This window comes from Candidatus Eisenbacteria bacterium, assembly GCA_013140805.1.
In the GTDB taxonomy this organism is placed as follows: domain Bacteria; phylum Eisenbacteria; class RBG-16-71-46; order RBG-16-71-46; family RBG-16-71-46; genus JABFRW01.
In genome coordinates this window covers 1-19,363 of sequence record JABFRW010000143.1, presented here as the reverse complement: position 1 = coordinate 19,363, position 19,363 = coordinate 1, and the positions used below count along the sequence as shown (strand labels likewise).

Genomic DNA, 19,363 nt, shown 5'->3' with positions numbered 1-19,363 from the left:
GCGCGCATGCGCCTGGCCGACGCGGCGCAGGTTCCCGAACTCGCGCGCGCCGTGGTCGGCGCAGGCGCCGACCTGCATCAGCTGAGCGTCGCCCGCAAATCACTCGAGGCGTGGTTCCTCGAAGTGATGGGCCACGACCAGAGGCCGGGTTAGCCCATGCGCGCGATCTGGACTCTGGCCCATCTCACGATTCACGAAGCGCTGCGCCGGCGCGTTCTGCTGGCGGTGCTGATCGGTGGCGTGGCGTTCCTGACGCTGTTCGGGGTCGGCTTCCACTTCATCGAAGCCGACGTGAGCCAGAAGCAGACACTGGTCGAGCGCCGCATGATCCTCAACATGTTCCTGCTGGCAGGCCTCTACGCGGTCAACTTCCTCACCGCGATGACGGCGGTGCTGCTGCCGGTCGACACGCTTTCCGGCGAGATCGCATCGGGCGTCATGCAGACGCTCGCCTCCAAACCGGTGCGACGCTCGGCGATCGTGCTCGGGAAGTGGAGCGCGTACGTGCTGGTGACCTGTGTGTATCTGCTGGTCATGGCCGGTGGCGTGCTGCTGATCGGGCGCGTGATGGGTGGCGTGACGCCGCCGAATGTGTCGCGCGGACTGCCGCTCATGATGCTCGAGGTGCTGGTGCTGGTGACGCTCGCGATCGCGGGCGGAACGCGGCTCGGGACGCTCACGAACGGCGTGATGGTGTTCAGCCTCTATGGGCTCGCGTTCATCGGGGGCTGGGTCGAGCAGATCGGATCATTCGCCCGCAACGACGCCGCGCGCTACGCGGGCACCGCGGCAAGCCTGATCATGCCGACCGAGGCGATGTGGCAGCTCGCCTCGCATTACATGCAGCCGGCGATCATGCGCGAGCTGCAGATGACTCCGTTCTCGCCGGCTTCGGTCGCGACCCCCGCGATGGTCGTGTGGGCCGTTGGCTACGTGGTCGTGACGCTCGCGATCGGTCTGCGCGCCTTCTCGCGGCGGCCGCTGTAGCGCGGCGCGACCGCGCTACCCGAGTTCGGCTTCCGCCTCGATCTCGACGCGCCAGCGCGGATCGAGCAACTCCTTGACCACGACCATGGTGGCGACCGGACGTACGTCGCGGAAGATCGCCCCGTGCGCGCGACCGACGGCTTCCCAGTCGGCGGCGTGCGTCAGGTACATGCGGGTGCGCACCACGTGCTCGGCTCCGGCGCCGGCTTCACGCAGCGCGGCCAGGATGATCTCGAAGCACCGCGTGGCCTGCGCTTCCGCATCGTCGGGGCACGAGCCGTCGGGCCACACCGGCGCGGTGCCCGCCGCCAGCACGCGATTGCCGATCCGCAGCGCGCGGCTGAATCCGATCGGCGCTTCGTAGGGCGATCCCGAGGCGACGCGCTGCCGGCTCATCACGCCTCCGCGGGCGGTGAGTCGTCGTGCGGGGCCGCGTCCTTCTTCGGCTTCTTGCCGCAGTTGCAGTCGCCGCACTCGTGGTAGGGGCCCGGCGGCAGCTCCGTCATCGCGATGCGGTGCTGTCCACCCTCGTCGTCACGCACCCACACCACTTCCTGATAGATCTCGGCGCGCACCACGGTCATGAGCCCCTGGCCGGTCTTGAGCGTGGTGCCGACCGGCGGCAGGTTGGTCGCGACGTCGCGGTAGCGCGTCAGTTCGTAGGCGAGGCAGCACATCAGCCGCCCGCAGGCACCCGAGATCTTGCCGGGGTTGAGCGACAGCTGTTGCTCGCGCGCCATCTTGAGCGTCACCGGATGGAAGTCCTTGAGCCACGTCGAGCAGCAGAAGGCGCGTCCACACGGCCCGCATCCGTCGAGACGCCGGGCCTGGTCACGAACCCCGATCTGCCGCAGCTCGATGCGGCGCTTGAAGCGCGCCGCCAGGTCTTTCACGAGGTCGCGGAAGTCCACGCGCTTCTCGGCCGAGAAGTAGAACGTGATGCGGTGACCGCCGAATGCCGCTTCGATCTCGGCCAGGTCCATGTCGAGCTTGCGCGCCTGGATGCGCTCTTTGCAGTACTCGAAGGCTTCACCTTCGAGTGCCCGGTTGTGATCGTCCTGGTCGAGGTCTTCTTCGGTGGCCTTGCGGATGATCTCTCGCGTCACGTTGCCGGGCTTCTTGAGCTCGATCAGCATCGGGTCCTTGAGATGGACCTTGCCGAGCGATTCGCCGTTCTCGGTCTGGACCACGACCGGATCGCGAAGCTTGAGCCACAACGTGCGGGAGTTGAGAAAGAACTCGCGGTGCGATCCGCGCAGAGCGACCTGCACGATCTCCGACATGCGCTGCCTCTATCGCGGAACGGATCCGCGTAACGCTCGTGAAACGAGCGTGCAGGGTGAAGCTGGATCCGGCACCGGGGTTCGACTCGCGCCAGGCTTGGCGGGGCGGCGAGGCGTCCGGAGGGTGGCCGGCTATGGACAACCGCCAGCGATCGCCGACGGCTTGGGTTGCCGGGAACAATAGCCGACCCCGCTCCCGATTTCAGCCGTGGGCTAGTAGTCCCAGCGCGCGGTGGCGTGCGGCGGCCACTGGTGTTCGCCTACGCGGGCGCCCGCGACTCGGGTCATGGCCGAGAACAGCGCCAGCTCCGGCGTCACGTTGCCCTCGATCGCGCGCAGCGCCTCTTCGAGCACCAGCAGGCGACGCCTCAGTTCGGCCGGGCTCACGAGGGCGGCCTGGCGCCTGATCTCGTTCTCGCGATCGCGGTGCACCAGCAACTCGCGCGGTGCTCCGACCTGAGTGCGGAGCAGGTCGCGCAGCCACAGCATGTGGAACTCGATCGCGCGCCGCAGCGTCTCGCGCCCGGTGCGACCGAAGTTCATGAAGCCCTGCGCCGCCTTCCAGGTCGCCATCGGTTCGTTCGCGAGCGCCGGAGTCAGCAGCGCAAGCGCCTTGTCCCGCTGCTCGACCGCATTCACGCCGCGCAGCTCGAGCGCCCGGGCGAGGTTTCCGCCGGTCAGGGCGGCCAGCATGCGTGCCGACTTCTCGTCGACCGCGGCGCGTTCGATCAGGAACTCGCGCACCGTCGCTTCACCGATCGCCGCGAGGCGCACGCGCTGGCAGCGCGAGCGGATCGTGGCGGGCAGGCGCGCGAGTCGCGAAGTGGTCAGCACCCACACGGTCGCGGCCCCGGGCTCCTCGATCGACTTGAGCAACGCCGAATACTGGTCTTCACGCATGCGGTCGGCGTCGCGCATCACCACCACGCGCCGTGGCGCCTCGTAGGGCTGGAACGCCAGCTCACGCAGGAGTTCGCGGGTGATCGAGAGCCGGATCGACGCGGCCTTGTCGTACGAGAACACGTGCAGCGGATCGCTGCGCATGTCGGCGTGCACCTCGCCGATCGATTCGTCGAGCTCGCGTTCTTCGCCCGAGACCGGGAACGCGAACTTGAGATCCGGGTGCTGCATCGAGCGCGTCTTGATGCAGGCGTTGCAGGTGCCGCACGAGTCGTCGAGGGCCACGGCGCCCGCCGGGGCTTGCTCGCGCCGGCCACCGGCGCGCTCGCACAGCAGCGCACGGGCGAACGCGAGTGCTGCGGTGCCCTTGCCGACGCCGGGCGGGCCGTGGAGCAGATACGCATTGCCGAATCGGCCGCTCGCCAGCACGCCGCGCATGAACGATGCGGCCGCGGGCTGCGCGAGGAGTTCGGAAAGGGTGACGAGCGCCATGACGCTAGGGTCTCAGCCAGTTCTGGGGATCGAGCGCCGCGCCGCCGCGTCGCACTTCGAAGTGCAGCACCGCGCCCTTCAGCGAGCCGCTGTCGCCCGAGCGTCCGATCGCCTGGCCGGGATTCACTTCGACGCCGGTCGCAACCGAGATCTCGGACAGGTGCGCGTACAGCGTGTAGTAACCATCGCCGTGGTTCACGATGATCATCTGACCGTAGGTCGCGTAGTCGGAGTTCGTGTAGTCGACGCGCCCCTTGGCCACCGCCCGGACCGGCGTGCCGAGCGGCACCTGGATGTCGATGCCGTTGTTCTGGACCGTGGTGTTGAAGCGCGGGTGCTTCTCGGGGCCGAAGGTTCCGATCAGCGCACCGCGGGCGGGCCAGTCGATTTGCCCCTGGCCGCGCGCGAAGTCGCCGGTGTAGGGCACCACCTCGCGCCCTTCGACGCGCGCCTTCTCCTCGGATTCGCGACGTTGACGTTCGAGCCGCGCGAGCAGTCCCGAAATCGCCTTTGCGGTTCGCTCCAGCTCGACCGCCGCCGCTTCGTAGGCGAGTCGCTGGGTCTGGATTTCCTGCACGGTGCCCTGGCGTTCGGCGCGCTGACGCGCCAGGCGTTCGCTCTCTTTGTTGGTCTGCAGTTTGTTGCGGTCGACCTGCTGGAGATGCTTCTCGAGACGTCCTTCCAGAATCTCGACCACGTCCTTGCGCGCGCGGACCTCCTCCATCATGACGCGGTCCTGCTCGGCCACCATGAGCAGGAAGTCCCAGCGCGACAGCAACTGGGCGAACGACTGCGAAGACAGCAGCAGCTCGAGATCGCGCGTGGGGCCGAACTGATAGATCTGGCGCAGGCGCCGCCGCAGCCTCGAGCGCTGCGAGCCGAGGGTCTGGATGTTGAGCTGCAGATCGGCGCGCGTTGCCTCGAGCTGAGTGTCGAGTCGCCGGCCGCGCACGCGCAGATCGCTCAGCCTGCGGCGCGTGCTGTTCAAGTCGCGCTCGGTGCGGCGCAACTGGCCGACCGCCTGGGTTTCGCGGCCTTTGAGGCGCTTGGCCTGCTCGCGGCTTTCTTGTGCCTGGCGGCGGATCGACTCGAGCTCGCGGCGCTTCGCCATCTCGAGACTGTCCTGCGCGAACGCCACCGTGGCGCCGCCGCGCAGTGGCGTGAGTCCGTGAAGCGAGTCGGCGATGAGCAGAGTGAGCGCCAGCGCCCCGACCGGCAGGAGCCGCCCGGTGAGTCGGCGCCTCATGCGCTCACGGACCGCAGCACGCGCGCGAGCGCGAGCGAGGTGCCGACGGCCGCGAGCACCACCACGCCGCCCACGAACGCGAGCATCACGAGCGGAGGCAGGAACACGAAGCTGCCGAGCAGCTGCTGGGCTGCGGCCTGCTGGGCTGCGAAGACCAGCGCGAGCGCGATCAGCGCCGCCATGAACGCCTCGAACAACGCCTCGAGCACGAACGGGGTGGCGACGAAGCCGTCGGTGGCGCCGAGCCGGGTCATGATCTCGACCTGATGGCGCCGCGCCAGCACCGTGAGGCGAATCGTGTTGTAGACGATGAACACCACCATGAGCCCGACCAGCACCAGCACGCCGAGCGTCAGCCGCTCGAGCGCGCGTCCGGCGTCGTGCAGGCGGCGCACCCACTCGGCACCGTAGCGGACGTCTTCGACGCCCTCGAACTGCTTGATCTGACGCGCCGCGTCCTCCATGCCCTGCGGCGTCAGCAGCTCGGGCTTGAGGTGGATGCGCAGTGAAGCCGGGAGCGGATTGTCGCCGACCGACTCGAGCAGCTCCTCGTCACCGATCTGACGCGCGAACTCCTGCCACGCCTGTTCCTTGTTGACGTACGCGACGGCGCCGTAGAGGTCCTGGATGCGGCTCATCAGACCGTCGCGGCGCTCGGCCGACATCCCGTCGTCGAGATACGCGACCATCTCGCGCCGATCGCCGACCGCCTGAACGGCGACGCGCGCGTTGTGCGCCAGCACCAGCATGAGCGCGCAGATCGTGAGCGCGCCGACCAGCGACAGGATCGCGGTGAACGCGAGGCCGCGGTGCTGGCGGAACGAGCGCATCGCCTCGCGCAGGTAGAACAAGTGCACGTTCAGATTCCCTCGGCGGGCGCGGGTGGCGTAGCGAGCGAATTCAAGGGGTCGGTGCCGGTCGGCTCGCCGGCGAGCGGCGGCGTGGGCGTCGGGCCGCTGAACAGCGGAGTCGGCGCCGTCGAGGTCGCGCGACCGGTCTCGATGCTGCCGAGCGGCTGGCCATTGACGTCGAGGAACTTGCCGTCCTCGAGCCGGATGATGCGACCGCCGATCTGGCGCGCGACGTCCATGCGCGTCGTCATCAGGATCACCGCCGCGCCCTCTTCGTGAATGCGCCGCAACAGAGCGATCACTTCGCCCGAGCTGCGCGATTCGAGCGCGCCGGTCGGCTCGTCGGCGAGGATCACCGCCGGGCGGTTCACGATGGCGCGCGCGATGGCCACGCGCTGACGCTCGCCGTACGACAGCTCGTGCGGAAACGAGGGGTGCTTGTGATGGAGGCCGACCTCGTCGAGCGCATACATCACGCGCGGAATCACTTCTTCGTCCGAGAACCGCCCCGCGATGCGCACCGCCAGCGCCACGTTTTCGAACACCGAGCGATCGTGCAGCAGCCGGAAGTCCTCGTACACGATGCCGAGCGTGCGCCTCAGCAAGGCGCGATGTGTCCGATGCAGCCGGCCGCCCTTGAACGTACCGACCGTCACGTGGCCGGAACTGGGCTGAATTTCGTGGGTGACGAGGCGCAGGATCGAGGTCTTGCCGGCCCCGCTCGGGCCGACGAACACCACGCACTCGCCTTCGTCCATGGTCCACGAGACGTTGTCGAGTGCCAGGCGCTCTCCGTAGCGCTTGGAGACCTGATCAAAGGTAATCACGACCGCACGTTAACAGAGCCGCGCGGGTCGGCTCAATGATTCGCGGCCCGGTGGCGATGCGTCGCTCGCACGCATGGCGCTCCGCTCGAGTGCCGCCCGTCACACGACGAGGCGGGCCCCAAAGGACCCGCCCCGCGCGTTGACTCGAATCGGTGCGGACTAGCGGCTGCCGCCCCAGTACCAGTGGAACCCGATGCTCGAGATGCCGAACGCTTCGCTCTCGATGTACGAGTCGGTGACTTCGTCGGTCACGCCCGGCGACACCTCGAACTCCGTGGTGACGCTGCGGTAGAGGATGCCGTGGCCGGCCTGGATGCTGAAGCTGTCGGTGAAGAAGTACTCGGCGCCCAGCGTGCCCGAGACCCAGAACTGCGAGACCGCGTCCGTGAACGGGCCGACTTCGGCGCCGTTGTCGGCAAAGCTGATGCCCGGGCGCACGAAGAAGTGTGCGTTCTCGGTGCTGGCGACCACGAACGGAACGCCGACGTCGACGCCGAAGGCCGTCTGACCGTCACCGCCGTCGGGGGTGAACGCCGAGAAGCCGACGCCGAGATCGAGGCCGACGCTCGGGCTCAGCCAGAAACGAGCGCCGATCGGAAACTCGGAGCGCGTGTAGCCGAGTCCCCACATGCCCTTCATATCCTTCGCCCACGCGGCGGAGCCGGCGAGGGTAGTCAGTGCGGCCAAACTCAGAATGGTGACGAGCTTCTTCATGAGGAGCGTCTCCTGATGGGGGTGATCGATGCGCTGCGCGGACTCAGCCGCGTGCGCCTTCGGATCCGCGAATACACTCGCAGCCGGGTGGGACGGGCGCTCAGATGACAGGAGAGCCCTGGTCGGTTTGTCATGAGTCGGTCAGGCTCGACCGGCGCGGGCTCGTAAGTCGGCCCGCACCAACGAGGCGCTTACCGAATCTTGACCTGAGCTTTGGATCGCAATCCGGCGATCCACGCGTCGTAGCGCTCGCGGTACTGCACCTGCGCCACCGCCTCGGGCAGCTCGGCGCGGATCTCTTCGAGCGTGTAGGGACGCTCGAGCTTCCGGTCGGTGACCTTGAACAGATTGAAGCCGGAGCGATTCACCAGCACTTCGCTCACTTCGCCGACCTGGGTGGTGTCGAGCCCGGCGCGAATCTGCGGCTGCAGCGACGCGAGCGATACGAATCCGACGTCGCCATCGGGCGTGTGAGGCCCCGGATACTTGCTGAAGCGCTCCGCGAGCCGTGCGAAATCGCCGCCCTTCGTGATCTCGGTGCGAATCTTCTCGGTCTGCGTGCGAGCGCGTTCGATGTCGGCCTCGGTCACGTCGACTTTGACGAGGATGTGGCGCGCATGCGACTCGAGCACCCGTTGACCCTGCGCATCGAGGCTGTCGCGGCCCGCGCGCGTCTTCACGGTGTCGCGATCGAGCACTTCGATCAGGTGCCAGCCGAAGCTCGAGCGAACCGGGTGCCCCAGCTCGCCGATCTTCTGCGAGAACGCCGCCCGTTCGAAGTCGGGGTCGAATTGCCCGCGCGTGAAGTAGCCCAGGTCCCCGCCGGCGCGCCCCGACACCTCGTCCTCCGAGGCCTCGGATGCCACCTTCGCGAACTTCTCACCCGCGACGATGCGCTTGCGCAGCGCCTCGGCCTTGATCCGCGCCTTCGCGACCGTCACCGACTCCGCCGCGACCGGAATCTGGATCACCGAGAGCCGCAGCTCGGCCGGAACGCGCGGGAATTTGTCGGGGTTCGCCTTGAAGTACACCTCGGCTTCCGCGGCCGTCACGGGCTTGCGCGGTACCTGGCGCTGCACCAGCTTCTGCGCCATGAGCTGACGGCGCATCTCGTCACGGTAGCGCTCGCGCAGCTTTTCCTCGTTCAGCCCTTCCTTCGCGAGCTGTTCCTCGAACGCCTGCTGGCTACCCATGCGGCCGCGCGCCTCGCGCATCGCCTCGTCGACCTGGCGGGTGACCTCGGCATCGGGTACGGAAATGGTGAGCCGCTTGGCCTCGGACACGACCAGCTTCTCGTCGATCAACTGCTGCAGGATCTGACGCCGCAGCGTGTCGGCCATCGAGGAATCGGGCTGAGCCTGATTGCGCATGAGGAACAGATACAGCTGCTCCTCGACGTCGCTCTCGAGGATCACGTCGTCGTTCACGGTCGCCACCACGCCATCGAGCCGGCTCGGCGTGCCGCGCGGCGGCGCGGTGCCGGGAGCCTGGGCCCCCGCGCTGCGCGCACCGCCCGCGATCGCGAGCAGGCAACAGGCGAACAGCATTCGAACCACCGTGATACGTCTCAGACCGATCAAGCGAGACCTCCACCTCAGGGGGCGCCGCGTTGCGCGCGAGCGCGGCGAACGAGCCCGGGGGAGCACCGGGCGAACGAGCGACCGGGGAGTATAGACACGGCGCCCGGCGCGAACCAGTGCAGCCGCGACACGAACTTGAAGCCGGTGCAAACTCCGCCCCTCGCCGATCTCCCGGAATACGCCGCGGCACGGACCGGCATTCCGGTCGTGCGTCGCTCGCCATCCGCGCTCGTCATTCGAGCGCCGCGCCGGTCGGCGGCGAACCGCGGCTGGGCGGGGCACTCCTTACCCTCATGGAATGAGTGTCCTGTCGTGGCCCGGCGCCGTTGAGGCGGTCCGGGGGCTGTGGGAGATTGACCCGGTGAAGACCCGCATGCGCGTGCGTCGAGCCCTCGCCGTGGCGGGGGTGCTGGCGGCGCTCCTGCTGGTCGGCCCGCGCATCCTGGCGTTCACGCCGTATCCGCGTCTCGGCATCTCGATCGACTGGACGCAGGCTGGATTCGCGCGCGTGAGCCAGGTCTACGGCCCGCCCGCGCAGGGGCGACTCAAGCCCGGCGATCTGCTCACGCACATCAATGGACGCCCGGTGCGTCCGCCGTCGCTCGCCCGCAGCCTCGATCGCGTCACGCTGCCGACCGAAGCGATCACGCTGAGCGGGCGCCGCGACGGCGAGATCATCGAGGTGTGGGTGCCGCCCGCGCAGGTCTCGGTGTGGCAGCGCGTGCGCTTCCTTCTGCTGCACGTCTCGATCGCGGTTGCCGCACCGCTGGTGGCGTTCGTGGTGTTCTGGCGCCGTCCCGATCTCGGTACGGCCGGCGTGTTCCTGTGGCTCGCATGCCTGCATGCGGTGAGCGTGGTCTACGACTACTTCGAGTATCCGGTCACCGACCCGACCGGTCCGTTTCGCGCGCTGATGCTGGCGGTCGGATGGCTGGTGTTGTGGACTCCCGCGGCAGCCCTGCACTTCTTCGCAGCGTTTCCGCGTCCGCGCTGGGCCCCGAGCGCCCGGTGGCGGAGTCCGTGGTTCTGGCTGGTGGTGCTCGGCTACCTCGCCCCGCTCGCGTTCGTGGTCGCGCTGCTGCGCACCGGGCAGAAGCCCGAGGGAGCGTTCCGGATCTTCGAGGCGTTCGCGGTTGGCGTCGGCGCGGTTTCACTGCTCGGGCGCTATCTGTTCACGCGCGGACTCGACTGGGTGCCGTCGCGCACCGAGCGCGTGCTGGCGCTCACGGTGGTGGCGGTTTTCACGATCGCGGGCACGCTCAACTCGGTGCTGTCGGAGCCGGACTGGGTCGCGTTGATGCAGTTCGAAGTGGCGCGGCTGCTGTTGTCGCTGCTCAGCATCGCGACCCTGCTCACGCCTTTCATGCTGGCGTATCTCATCGCGCTCGATCCGGTATTCGACCCGCGCCGCATCGTGCAGAAGGGCATTCCCTACGCGCTGCTGTCGGGCGTGCTGGCGGCGCTCTACCTGCTCATCGTACTCGGCGGGCAGCGCCTGTTCGCCGAGATCACCGGCGAGCAGACGCTGGTGCTCAACGTGGTCGCCGCTCTGGTGCTGGCGTTCGCGTTCGCGCCGTTTCGCGAGCGCATCCAGCGGTGGCTCGACCGGTTGTTCCGCCGCGATCCGATCGCGTTGCGCGCGGCACTCGACGGCGCGGGCCGCCATCTGCTCGGAGCGGTGCATTCGGAAGAAGTGAGGCGCGCAGTCGAGGACGGCATCGCGCGCGGTCTCGACCAGCGCGCGCGCGTCGAGTGGCCGGTCGGAGCACCCCCGCGACTCGCCGCACCCGAAGAGTTGCCGGATCACGCGCGCGCCGCGGTCGACAACCTGCTCGCGCAGGCCGGCATCCGGCTCGAGAGCCTGGCGCTGCAGGCGCAGCGCACCGCGGCCGAACGGCGCGCGGTCGAGCTGCGCGAGGCGGCGACGCGCGCCGAACTGCGCGCCCTGCACGCGCAGGTGCAGCCGCACTTCCTGTTCAACGCGCTCAATGCGCTGTCCTACCTGACCGAGACCGATCCGCCGGCCGCCCAGCGGTTCACCGAGCGGCTCGCGGACATGCTGCGCTACACCGTCGAGGCCAGCACGCGCAGTGCTTCGCTGCTGTCGGACGAGATCGGCTTCGTCGAGGACTACCTCGGCATCGCTCGCGAACGTTACGACGGCGATATCGCGTTCGAGTACCGCGGATCGCGCGAGCTGCTGTCGGCCGCGGTGCCGCCACTTCTGCTGCAACCACTGGTCGAGAACAGCCTCAAGCACGGCTACGCGGTCGACCGGCCGACGCTGCACATGCGACTCGATGCGCAACGAGAGGACGGATGGCTGACGCTGACGTTTGCCGACGACGGCCGTCCGAGTACCAACGGAGACCACCGCGTGCGGATCGGGACCGGGGTGGGACTCGACAATCTGGACCAGCGGGTGCGGCGTTTCGGAGGCGCGGGGGCGAGCCTCGCCGCCTTACCCGGTGACGCGGGTGGATTCGTAGTGACCGTGCGGTGGCGTGAAGCCCCCGAAGGAGGCACGAGATGAGAGCACGATTGTTCTTTCCGGCAGTGGGTGCACGCGCGACGGAACGTCCGTTGCGCGCCGTGATCGCGGACGACGAGCCGCGCGCGCGACAGTTCCTCGAGCGGTTGCTCGGGGAGCACGAGGGGCTCGAGGTGGTGGGGGTGGCGCGTAACGGAGCCGAAGCGCTCGCCATGGTGCAGGAGCACCGGCCGGATGTCGCGTTTCTCGACATTCACATGCCCGACATTTCCGGGCTCGAGGTGGCGCGACATCTCGGCGCCGCGGCTCCTCTGGTGGTGTTCGTCACCGCCTACGATCAGCACGCGGTCGAGGCGTTCGAGCTCGCCGCCCTCGACTACGTGCTCAAGCCGATTCGCCGCGACCGCCTGAGCGAGACGGTGCGCCGCGTGATCCACGAGGTCCGCACCCGCGACAATCCGGCGCGCGGCCAGGAGCGCGCGATCGACCGGGTGCTCGACGCTCCGGGCGTCGACGTGCTGCGGGAGCCGCTGCGGCGCCTGCCGGTGCGTCACCGCCGCGAGGTGCGGTTGCTCGACCTCGCCGGAGTGACGCGCATCGTGTCGCGCGATCGGCTGGTGCTGGCGTGCGCCGAGGGTCACGAGTTCCTGGTCGACTACACGCTGCAGGAACTCGAAGAGCGGCTACCGCGCGGTCAGTTCGTGCGCGTGCACCGCGGTGCGCTCGTCAACGTGGATTCGATCGAGTCGTACGGCGGCGAGGATGGCGTGCTGGTGCTGAAGCTCAAGGATGGAACGCGCGTCGAAGCGAGCGAGCGACGTGCGGCCGACGTGCGGCGGCGCCTCAAGTAGCCGCCGCGCGATCTGCGCCGGTGCGGCGCGCGTGGCCGAGTCGCGCGCGATGTCGTAGAACTCGAGACGCGGAAACGGAATCGGCGGGCCGTACGCATAGCGGACCCGCCCGCTGACGAGGTCGTAGATGTCGACGCTGGGCGCCAGCCGGCGCACCTCTCCGTCCGCTTCGACGAGTTCCTCCTCGAAGAAGCCGGTGACCGCGAAGGTGTGATCGTCGAGCCACACCGCGGTCTCGTAGCGGCACGAAGTGCCGCAGAACGCGAGGATCCGGGCGAGCCGGGCGTCGGCGTCGAACAGCACCACCGCCGCGTCGGCGTCGTACATCCAGTGACCCTCCTCGGCGTTCCAGGTCGCGTACAGGTTCGGATCGATCGCATGCCGTCCGTCGGGAGACACCTCGAGCCGCGGTTCGCGTTCGCGATTCAGCGGCGTCGAGTCGGGCCACTCGCGGCTCACCTGAATCGAATCGATCGGCCCCCACCGCAGTTGCGAGAGCTGGAAATCGGGATCGGCAGCCCGCCACCAGCCCGCCCATTCGGCGAGCGGTTCGCGCAGCCCGCGTGCGAGCCCGAGCGTGTCCTCGAGCGCCGGCGCGGTGGCGAGGTGCGGGGCCGGGCGAGGCGCACAGCCGGCGAGTGCCAGCGAGGTCGCGAGGCCGAGGATCAGCCACGGCCGCCGCGCAGAACCTCGACCGGCTCGCGGTTCGATCGGCATGCTCCCGATCGGGTTCAGCCGCCGCTTCCGATGCCCGGAGGCATCCGACTCTCGAGCGGCCAGGTGAGCTTCTGGATGCGATCGCGATGCACCGTGACCGGGATGATGCGTCGCAGCGAGTCGGTGACCGCGCGGTAGCGCAGCTCGCGCTGGCGCTGCACGGCGAGCGTCTGCAGGTGCTGCCGCAACGACGGGTCGAGCGCTTCCCAGGTCGGCACGCTCATCTGGCGGTCGAGCAATTCGATCACGACCCAGCCGCCCTCGGTATGGAACGGTCCCACCATCTCGCCGGGCTGCATCGAGGCGAAGCGCGCCTCGAACTGTGCCCACTGCGGGTTCTCGTTCGGATAGGCGAGGTCGGCGGTGCGCATCGGTGTGCCGGGCGCTCCCATCGCGACCGCGGCCGCGAGGCTGCCGGCATGACCGCCGTGCAGCAGCACCTGGCCGGCGCTCGCCGAGTCCGCGAACAGCGCAACCGCGATGCGCGCCGCGCGCAGCCTCGCATACTGCGGTGCGCTGGCTTCGAACTCCGCGCGCACCGCCGCCTCGTCGATGCTCAGCGGCGTGGTGACGTGACGGGCGAACCACGCCTCGGCGAGCCCGTTGTCGGTCTGGGCGCGCAGCGCGCGCTCCAGTGCCGGTTCCTCGACCAGGTGTCGCTGCCGCGCTTCGTTCTGCACCGCGCGCTCGAGCGTCTGCGCTTCGATCCAGCGTTCCACCTGCGGCTGCATCGCGAGGTTCGGAGCGCTTCCGCCGCGTATCAGGTCCGCGAGTGCGTCACCGAGCGTGTAGGCCCCGCCGCGATAGGTGGCGAGCACGACAGCGCGGATCGAATCCGGAAGCCCGAGCTCTTCGACGCTCGAGACACGGCCGCCCCGAGCGTTGAGGGGTCCGAGCAGCTCGATGCCCATGGTGGCGCCGGCACCGGCCTGCAGCGTCACCACATGATCCGCGCGGATCCGATCGAGACCGCGGAAGAAGGTCGCGCGCTGCTTGCGCTGTCGCAGCCGCTCGACGATGGCGCCGCGCACGGTTTCGAGCGGCTCGCGCCGCGCCGGGCGCCGGCCCTCGACGCGCAGCAGGAACCAGCCTTGTCCGTTCGCGTCGATCGGTCCAACGATCTCGCCGATCGGAGCACTGAGCATCGCCTCGTCCATGCTCGGCAGCAGGGCGCCGGGCAACAGCCAGCCCGCGTCGCCGCCCGGCGGCACCAGCCCGCTCGAGTTGTAGCGGTCGGCCATGCGCCCGAAATCGGCGCCACCGCGAATCGCCTTGAGCGCCTGCTCGGCGGCGCTGCGCGAGCTGGCGAGCACCACGCTCACGTGGCTCTCCTGGTCGAGCCGCCGGTAGGTTTCGAGGATCTCGGCCTCGCTCACCGCGATCGGACCGCCGCTCAGAGACTGCAACAGCGCGTCGCGTCCGATGCGATCGCGGGAGCTCCCGACGAAGTCGAGGAACGTGGAATCGCGAAACGCACCGTCACGCTTGGCGGCTTCGATCACGAGCTGACGCTTGATCATCTCCTCGGCGAACAGCCACTTCGCGCTGTCGCCCAGGGCCGCGAACGGGCGCCCGTTCGCGAGGGCCGCGGCTTCGAAGTCGGCGACGGTGATCGACGCGCCACCGACCCGCGCGATCTCGTCGTGGTTCGCAGAACAACCGGAGAGGCTCGCGATCAGCAGCAGGAGCCACGGGCCGCGAAGCTTCGCGCGCGCGGCAGTCTCAGCAGCTCGGATCAAGCGGGTCATCCTTTCCCCGAGACCGGAACGGGAGTGGGCGTGGGAGTGGGCGAAACCGTAGTGCAGGCCTCGAGGGCTTGCAACAACTCGCGCGAGCGATTCAGCAGGGTCAGTCCCTCGCCTCGCACGCGGAGTCCGAACTCGCGCCCCGTCACGAACTCGATCTGGAACGTGAGCGATCCGACCACCGCGCGGATCTCGTCGGGACGCAACGGACGACGCAGGATCATCTCGACCACATCCTGGAACACGCGCAGGTTCTCGACGCCCGAGGCTCCGCCCAGCACGCGCAGTCGCCTCAGTTCGACGAGCGCCACGCTGGGCGGTGGCAGCTGGCCGAAGCGATCCATCATCTCGAGCGTGATGTCGTCGACGGTCGCCAGATCGCGGGCGTCGGCCAGACGACGGTAGAGCGCGAGCTTCTCGTGCTCGTCCGGCACGTAGTCGTCCGGCAGATAGGCGCTCCAGTCGGTCAGCAGGCGCGGTTCAGGCTTGACCTCTGCCGCCTCGCCCTTGAGTTCGGCGACTGCCTCCTCGAGCAGCTTCACGTACAGATCGAAGCCGAGCCCCAGGATGAAGCCGTGCTGCTCGGGGCCCAGCAGGTTTCCGGCCCCGCGAATCTCCATGTCCTTGAGCGCGATCTTGAAGCCGACGCCCAGCTCGTCGAATTCCTCGATCACGCGCAACCGCTTCTCCGCTTCCTCGGTCAATACCCGGCGCGACGGCACCAGGAAATACGCATGCGCGCGCAGCGAAGAGCGCCCCACGCGACCCCGCAACTGGTAGAGCTGGGCGAGGCCCAGCGTGTCGGCGCGATCGACGATCAGCGTGTTGACGCTCGGCATGTCGATCCCCGACTCGATGATCATGGTGGAGACCAGCACGTCGACGCGGCGTTCTAGGAATTCCATCATGACGCGCTCCAGCGCGTGTTCGACCATCTGGCCGTGCGCGGCCGACACCCGCACCTGCGGCAGCAGTTTCTGGAGCCGCAGCGAGACGTTCTGGATCGTCTCGACCCGATTGTGGACGAAGAACACCTGGCCGCCGCGATCCACCTCGCGCAGCACCGCGTCGGTGACGAGTTCGTCGTCCCACTCGACGATCTCGGTGTGCACCGGCAGTCGATCGCGCGGCGGTGTCTCGATCACGGACATGTCGCGAGCGCCCGCGAGGCTCAGGTTGAGCGTGCGCGGGATCGGCGTGGCGGTCATGGCGAGCACGTCGCAGGTGCGCGTGATCTGGCGCAGCTTTTCCTTCTGAGCCACGCCGAAGCGATGTTCCTCGTCGATCACCACCAGGCCGAGGCGCTTGAACAGCACGTCCTTCGAGAGCAGCCGATGGGTGCCGATGATGATGTCGACTTCGCCGCGCACCAGACGCGCGAGCGCATCCTTCTGTTCCTTCGCGGTGCGGAAGCGCGACAGGACCTCGACCTTGACCGGGTAGTCGGCGAAGCGCTCGTGAAAGGTCACGCCGTGCTGCTCCGCCAGAATCGTGGTCGGCACCAGCACCGCGACCTGGTAACCCTCCTGCACCGCCTTGAAGGCGGCACGCATCGCGACCTCGGTCTTGCCGTAGCCGACATCGCCGCAGATCAGGCGGTCCATGGGGCGCGGCGCCTCCATGTCGGCCTTCACCTCTTCGATCGCTCGCAGCTGATCCGGTGTCTCCTCGTAGGGAAACGCCGCTTCCATCTCGCGCTGCCAGACGCTGTCGGGGCCGAACGCGTGACCGGGCAGCGAGGCGCGTGCGGCGTAGGCCTTGAGAAGTCCTTCGGCCATGTCCTGGATGGCTTTCCGCGCGCGTGCCTTGGTCTTCTGCCAGGTCGTCGAGCCGAGCCGGTGCAGGACCGGGCGTGCGCCCTCTTCGGCGGCGTAGCGAGACACCAGCGCGAGCTGCTGGACGGGTACGAACAGCTTGTCGCTGCTCGCGTACGAGATCTCGATGCAGTCGGTCTCCTGCCCGTTCAAGGTCAGGCGCCGCAGGCCGCGATAGGTGCCGACGCCGTGGTCCTCGTGCACCACGAAGTCGCCGACCTTGAGCGCCGACAGCTCCGACATCGAGAGCCCGCCGGTCTTCTTGAGGCGCCGCCGCCGCCGCCGATAGCGCGAGAAGATCTCGTGATCGGTGAGCACCGCGAGCCGGGCACCCGGAAGCGTGAACCCGGCCGACGCGATGCCGACGCCGAGCGTTGCGCCGGTCTCGCCGAGCAGCTCGACCAGGCGGTCGCGCTGGCCTGTGTTGTCGCACAGGATCACGGCGCGCATGCCGGTCGCGCCCAGTTCGGCGAGATGGGACTGCAGGCGCTCGATCGAACGTTGCATGGGCTCGGCGGGCCGAGAGTCGATGAACAGCAGGTGCGGATGGCGTGCGGCTTCGCCGCTCTCGACGATCGCACCCATCCAATCGAGGCCGGCGCGCGACCCGAGCACCTCGTCGAGCGCACTCGCGGCCAGGAAGCGCTCGCGCGGCGGCGCGAGCGTCGGGAAGTCGCGCTTCGCCTCCTCGAAGCCGTGCGCGATCAGCTCCTCCAGCTCGTAGAGTCGTGCGCGCAGCTTGCCCGGATCGTCGGTGATCACGATGGCGTCCGCGGGCAGGTGCTCGAGCAGCGCGCTCAGCAGCGGCGTTCCGTCGTCGTGCGTCGCGGACGGGTCGAGTGCTTCTTCGCGCGGCAGCAGCGTCGCGTCGGTCAGCTGCTCGAGCGAACGCTGTGTGCCCGAGTCGAAGCGCCTCAGCGAGGCGATGGTGCGATCGTCGAACTCGATGCGGAGCGGATCGGCGAGCCCGACCGGATAGACGTCGAGAATGCCGCCGCGCCGTGCGAACTGCCCCACGCTCTCGACTTCGGGGAGCCGCTCGTAACCGAGTGCGACCAGCCTTTCGATCAGCTGATGCGGATCGACGTCGGCGCCGACGCGCAGGTGCACGAGCGCACTCGCGAGTCTTCCGGGCGCCGGGACCTTCTGCGTGAGGCCGCGCGCGGTGGCGAGCAGCACGCCTTTCTCGCCGCGCGCCAGCCGCGCCAGGGACTCGAGCCGCTGGGCCGTGATGCCGGGATGCGCGATCTGCGAGTCGTAGGGCAGCGCGTCGGGCTCCGGAAACGGCAGCAGCGCCTGTGGCCCCGCGAAGTACTCGAGATCGTCGCGCGCCTCCTCGAACGCCTCCCCGTGAGGCACCAGGTAGAGCACCGTGCGATCGAGCGCGCGCTGGAGCCACGCCACGAGCAGCGCCCGCGCCGAGCCGGTCAGCCCGCGCACTCCGAGTCGCGGGGACGCGCCGCGCGCGGCCGCGAGCAGCGTCTCGGCTTCGGGCAGCGTGGCGACCCGTTCGCGCAGCGAGTCGGCGAGTGGGTCGCGCAGATAAGTCTCGGGCATGGGCTCCAGCGGGGACATGCGATCGGCGGCATGCGAACACGAAAAGCCGCCACGAGATTTTCGTGGCGGTGCGCGGCCTTCAACCGAAATCGCGGCGACGCTAGCAGAGGGATTCGCGCGGCACCAGACGCGAGTCGTCTGCTGACGCGAGTCGTCTACGGCGTCGGCTCCGCCAGCACCTCGGCGAGGACTTGCTCGAGCTCGCGGTACTTGGTGTCGCAGCGGCGATGCTCGGGATCGGCACTCGGGTGGTACTCGCCGCCGCCCTGCACCCAGCGAATCGTCCCGGCGCGATCGATCAGGAACGAGACCGAGGTCCAGCTGCGTTCGTCATGGCCATCGAGCCAGTAACGACCGAGCGTCTTCCAGTCGCGGTCGAAGACCAGCGGGCCGTGGTAGCCACGCGCCTCGGCGGCCGCGACGATTGCACGATCGCTCATGCCGTGCGGTTCCGGTTTCGGATGGAAGACCCCGATCGTGACCAGCCCGTCGCGTGCATGCTCGCGGCGCAGCGTTTCGATCACCGGCAGCGTGGTCTCGCAGAAGTGGCAGCCGGTGGTCCACCACCGCAGCAGCACGACCTTTCCGCGGTAGTCGGCGAGCGATCCCTTGCCGTCGCGCACCGCGCGAGTAAAGGCCCAGTCGGGCGCCGGCGTTCCGAGCAGGTCGGAGCCCGAATCAGGGCCGCTCTCGGGCGCGTTCGCGGGTGCCGCGAGGGTCGCGAGCAATGCGAGGGTCAGAACCAGTCGAAGCATGGCGTCACGCTACACGAGCTGTCTCGACGCGCAAGCGGGCAGGCCCGAAGCGCAATGACCGCTTCGCCCGCCGTTCTCCGATCGTGCCGCGCTGGTCGCCCCGGCCGCCGCGCACGTGCATGATCTTGCAAAACCGTGTATCACTTGCCGTCACGTCGTTATCCCCCCGGCCTCATGTGGCCAACCGATACGGACCGGAGGTGGCTCATGTCTCTGCTGCGTCGTTTCATCCCCGCGATGGTGTTGCTCGTGATCGCGGCGGCGGCTTACGCATCGCCCCCGCGCAATGCAGCTCATGTCGATCCCAAGGCCCCGTGCTTCCGGTGGCCGGCGATCGACGTGGACGGCGATGGCGTGTTCGATCGCGTCGACCACTGCCCGAACACTGCGAAGGGCTGCTCGGTAGACGAGTGGGGTTGCCAGACCGACGCCGATGGCGACGGCGTGTGCGACGAGCTCGATAAGTGCCCCGGCACGGCGGCCGGCGCCACGGTCGACGAGAAGGGCTGCGCCGACGGGCAGTCGACCGGACGCGTCGAACCCCGGCGTGAGA

16 protein-coding genes are annotated in these 19,363 nt (G+C 68.8%); 5 read left to right on the top strand and 11 right to left on the bottom strand.

The annotated features are described in order from the left end of the window. Together HOP12_11260 and HOP12_11255 are read left to right on the top strand one after the other, a co-directional pair. The coding region (locus tag HOP12_11260) for a hypothetical protein (GenBank protein NOT34733.1) at positions 1–153 on the top strand (153 nt) is incomplete at its 5' end. A gap of 3 nt (positions 154–156) precedes the next feature. Beyond that, positions 157–987 (top strand): ABC transporter permease, encoded by an 831-nt coding sequence (locus HOP12_11255; GenBank protein ID NOT34732.1) that lies wholly within the window; start codon positions 157–159, stop codon positions 985–987. A 15-nt stretch (positions 988–1,002) separates the two neighbouring features. Here the strand turns inward: HOP12_11255 and HOP12_11250 are convergent, their stop codons facing one another. The 8 genes from HOP12_11250 to HOP12_11215 all read right to left on the bottom strand — a co-directional run bounded on the left by HOP12_11250 (position 1,003) and on the right by HOP12_11215 (position 8,880). Beyond that, positions 1,003–1,383 (bottom strand): RidA family protein, encoded by a 381-nt coding sequence (locus HOP12_11250; GenBank protein NOT34731.1) that lies wholly within the window; start codon positions 1,381–1,383, stop codon positions 1,003–1,005. Beyond that, the gene (locus tag HOP12_11245; GenBank protein NOT34730.1) at positions 1,383–2,123 is read right to left on the bottom strand and encodes a stage 0 sporulation protein; all 741 of its coding nucleotides are present in this window, start codon (positions 2,121–2,123) and stop codon (positions 1,383–1,385) included. The genes HOP12_11250 and HOP12_11245 overlap by 1 nt, the downstream gene beginning before the upstream one ends. A gap of 360 nt (positions 2,124–2,483) precedes the next feature. Next, complete coding sequence (locus HOP12_11240; GenBank protein NOT34729.1) at positions 2,484–3,662, bottom strand: AAA family ATPase; 1,179 nt, start codon at positions 3,660–3,662, stop codon at positions 2,484–2,486. Positions 3,663–3,666: 4 nt separating this feature from the next. Next, on the bottom strand, positions 3,667–4,908 hold the full coding sequence (locus tag HOP12_11235) for a peptidoglycan DD-metalloendopeptidase family protein (protein NOT34728.1): 1,242 nt from the start codon (positions 4,906–4,908) through the stop codon (positions 3,667–3,669). Next, positions 4,905–5,765, bottom strand: coding sequence for a hypothetical protein (locus HOP12_11230; GenBank protein NOT34727.1), 861 nt, complete (start codon positions 5,763–5,765; stop codon positions 4,905–4,907). The genes HOP12_11235 and HOP12_11230 overlap by 4 nt, the downstream gene beginning before the upstream one ends. A 2-nt stretch (positions 5,766–5,767) precedes the next feature. Then, the gene (locus HOP12_11225; protein ID NOT34726.1) at positions 5,768–6,586 is read right to left on the bottom strand and encodes an ATP-binding cassette domain-containing protein; all 819 of its coding nucleotides are present in this window, start codon (positions 6,584–6,586) and stop codon (positions 5,768–5,770) included. Between the two features lie 159 nt (positions 6,587–6,745). Next, positions 6,746–7,300, bottom strand: a complete 555-nt coding sequence (locus HOP12_11220; protein ID NOT34725.1) for a hypothetical protein — start codon at positions 7,298–7,300, stop codon at positions 6,746–6,748. Positions 7,301–7,491: 191 nt separating this feature from the next. Next, positions 7,492–8,880 carry a hypothetical protein gene (locus HOP12_11215; protein NOT34724.1) on the bottom strand — a complete coding sequence of 463 codons (1,389 nt, stop codon included), beginning with the start codon at positions 8,878–8,880 and terminating at the stop codon, positions 7,492–7,494. Between the two features lie 361 nt (positions 8,881–9,241). Between HOP12_11215 and HOP12_11210 the strand changes: the two genes are divergently transcribed. Both HOP12_11210 and HOP12_11205 read left to right on the top strand, forming a co-directional pair. Continuing rightward, entirely contained in the window at positions 9,242–11,413 is a 2,172-nt protein-coding gene (locus tag HOP12_11210; protein ID NOT34723.1) for a histidine kinase, read from the top strand. Then, positions 11,410–12,222: a response regulator transcription factor gene (locus HOP12_11205; GenBank protein NOT34722.1), complete on the top strand. Its 813-nt coding sequence runs from the start codon at positions 11,410–11,412 to the stop codon at positions 12,220–12,222. The genes HOP12_11210 and HOP12_11205 overlap by 4 nt, the downstream gene beginning before the upstream one ends. A gap of 731 nt (positions 12,223–12,953) precedes the next feature. Here HOP12_11205 and HOP12_11200 read toward each other — a convergent pair. The 3 genes from HOP12_11200 to HOP12_11190 form a co-directional block, all read right to left on the bottom strand. Next, positions 12,954–14,678: a hypothetical protein gene (locus HOP12_11200; protein NOT34721.1), complete on the bottom strand. Its 1,725-nt coding sequence runs from the start codon at positions 14,676–14,678 to the stop codon at positions 12,954–12,956. Positions 14,679–14,683: 5 nt separating this feature from the next. Beyond that, positions 14,684–18,055, bottom strand: coding sequence for a transcription-repair coupling factor (gene mfd, locus HOP12_11195; GenBank protein ID NOT34720.1), 3,372 nt, complete (start codon positions 18,053–18,055; stop codon positions 14,684–14,686). A gap of 155 nt (positions 18,056–18,210) precedes the next feature. Beyond that, complete coding sequence (locus HOP12_11190; GenBank protein NOT34719.1) at positions 18,211–18,810, bottom strand: TlpA family protein disulfide reductase; 600 nt, start codon at positions 18,808–18,810, stop codon at positions 18,211–18,213. Between the two features lie 174 nt (positions 18,811–18,984). On the opposite strand from HOP12_11190, the gene HOP12_11185 reads away from it, so the two are divergent. Next, on the top strand, positions 18,985–19,363 hold a 379-nt coding region (locus tag HOP12_11185), incomplete at its 3' end, for a hypothetical protein (protein ID NOT34718.1).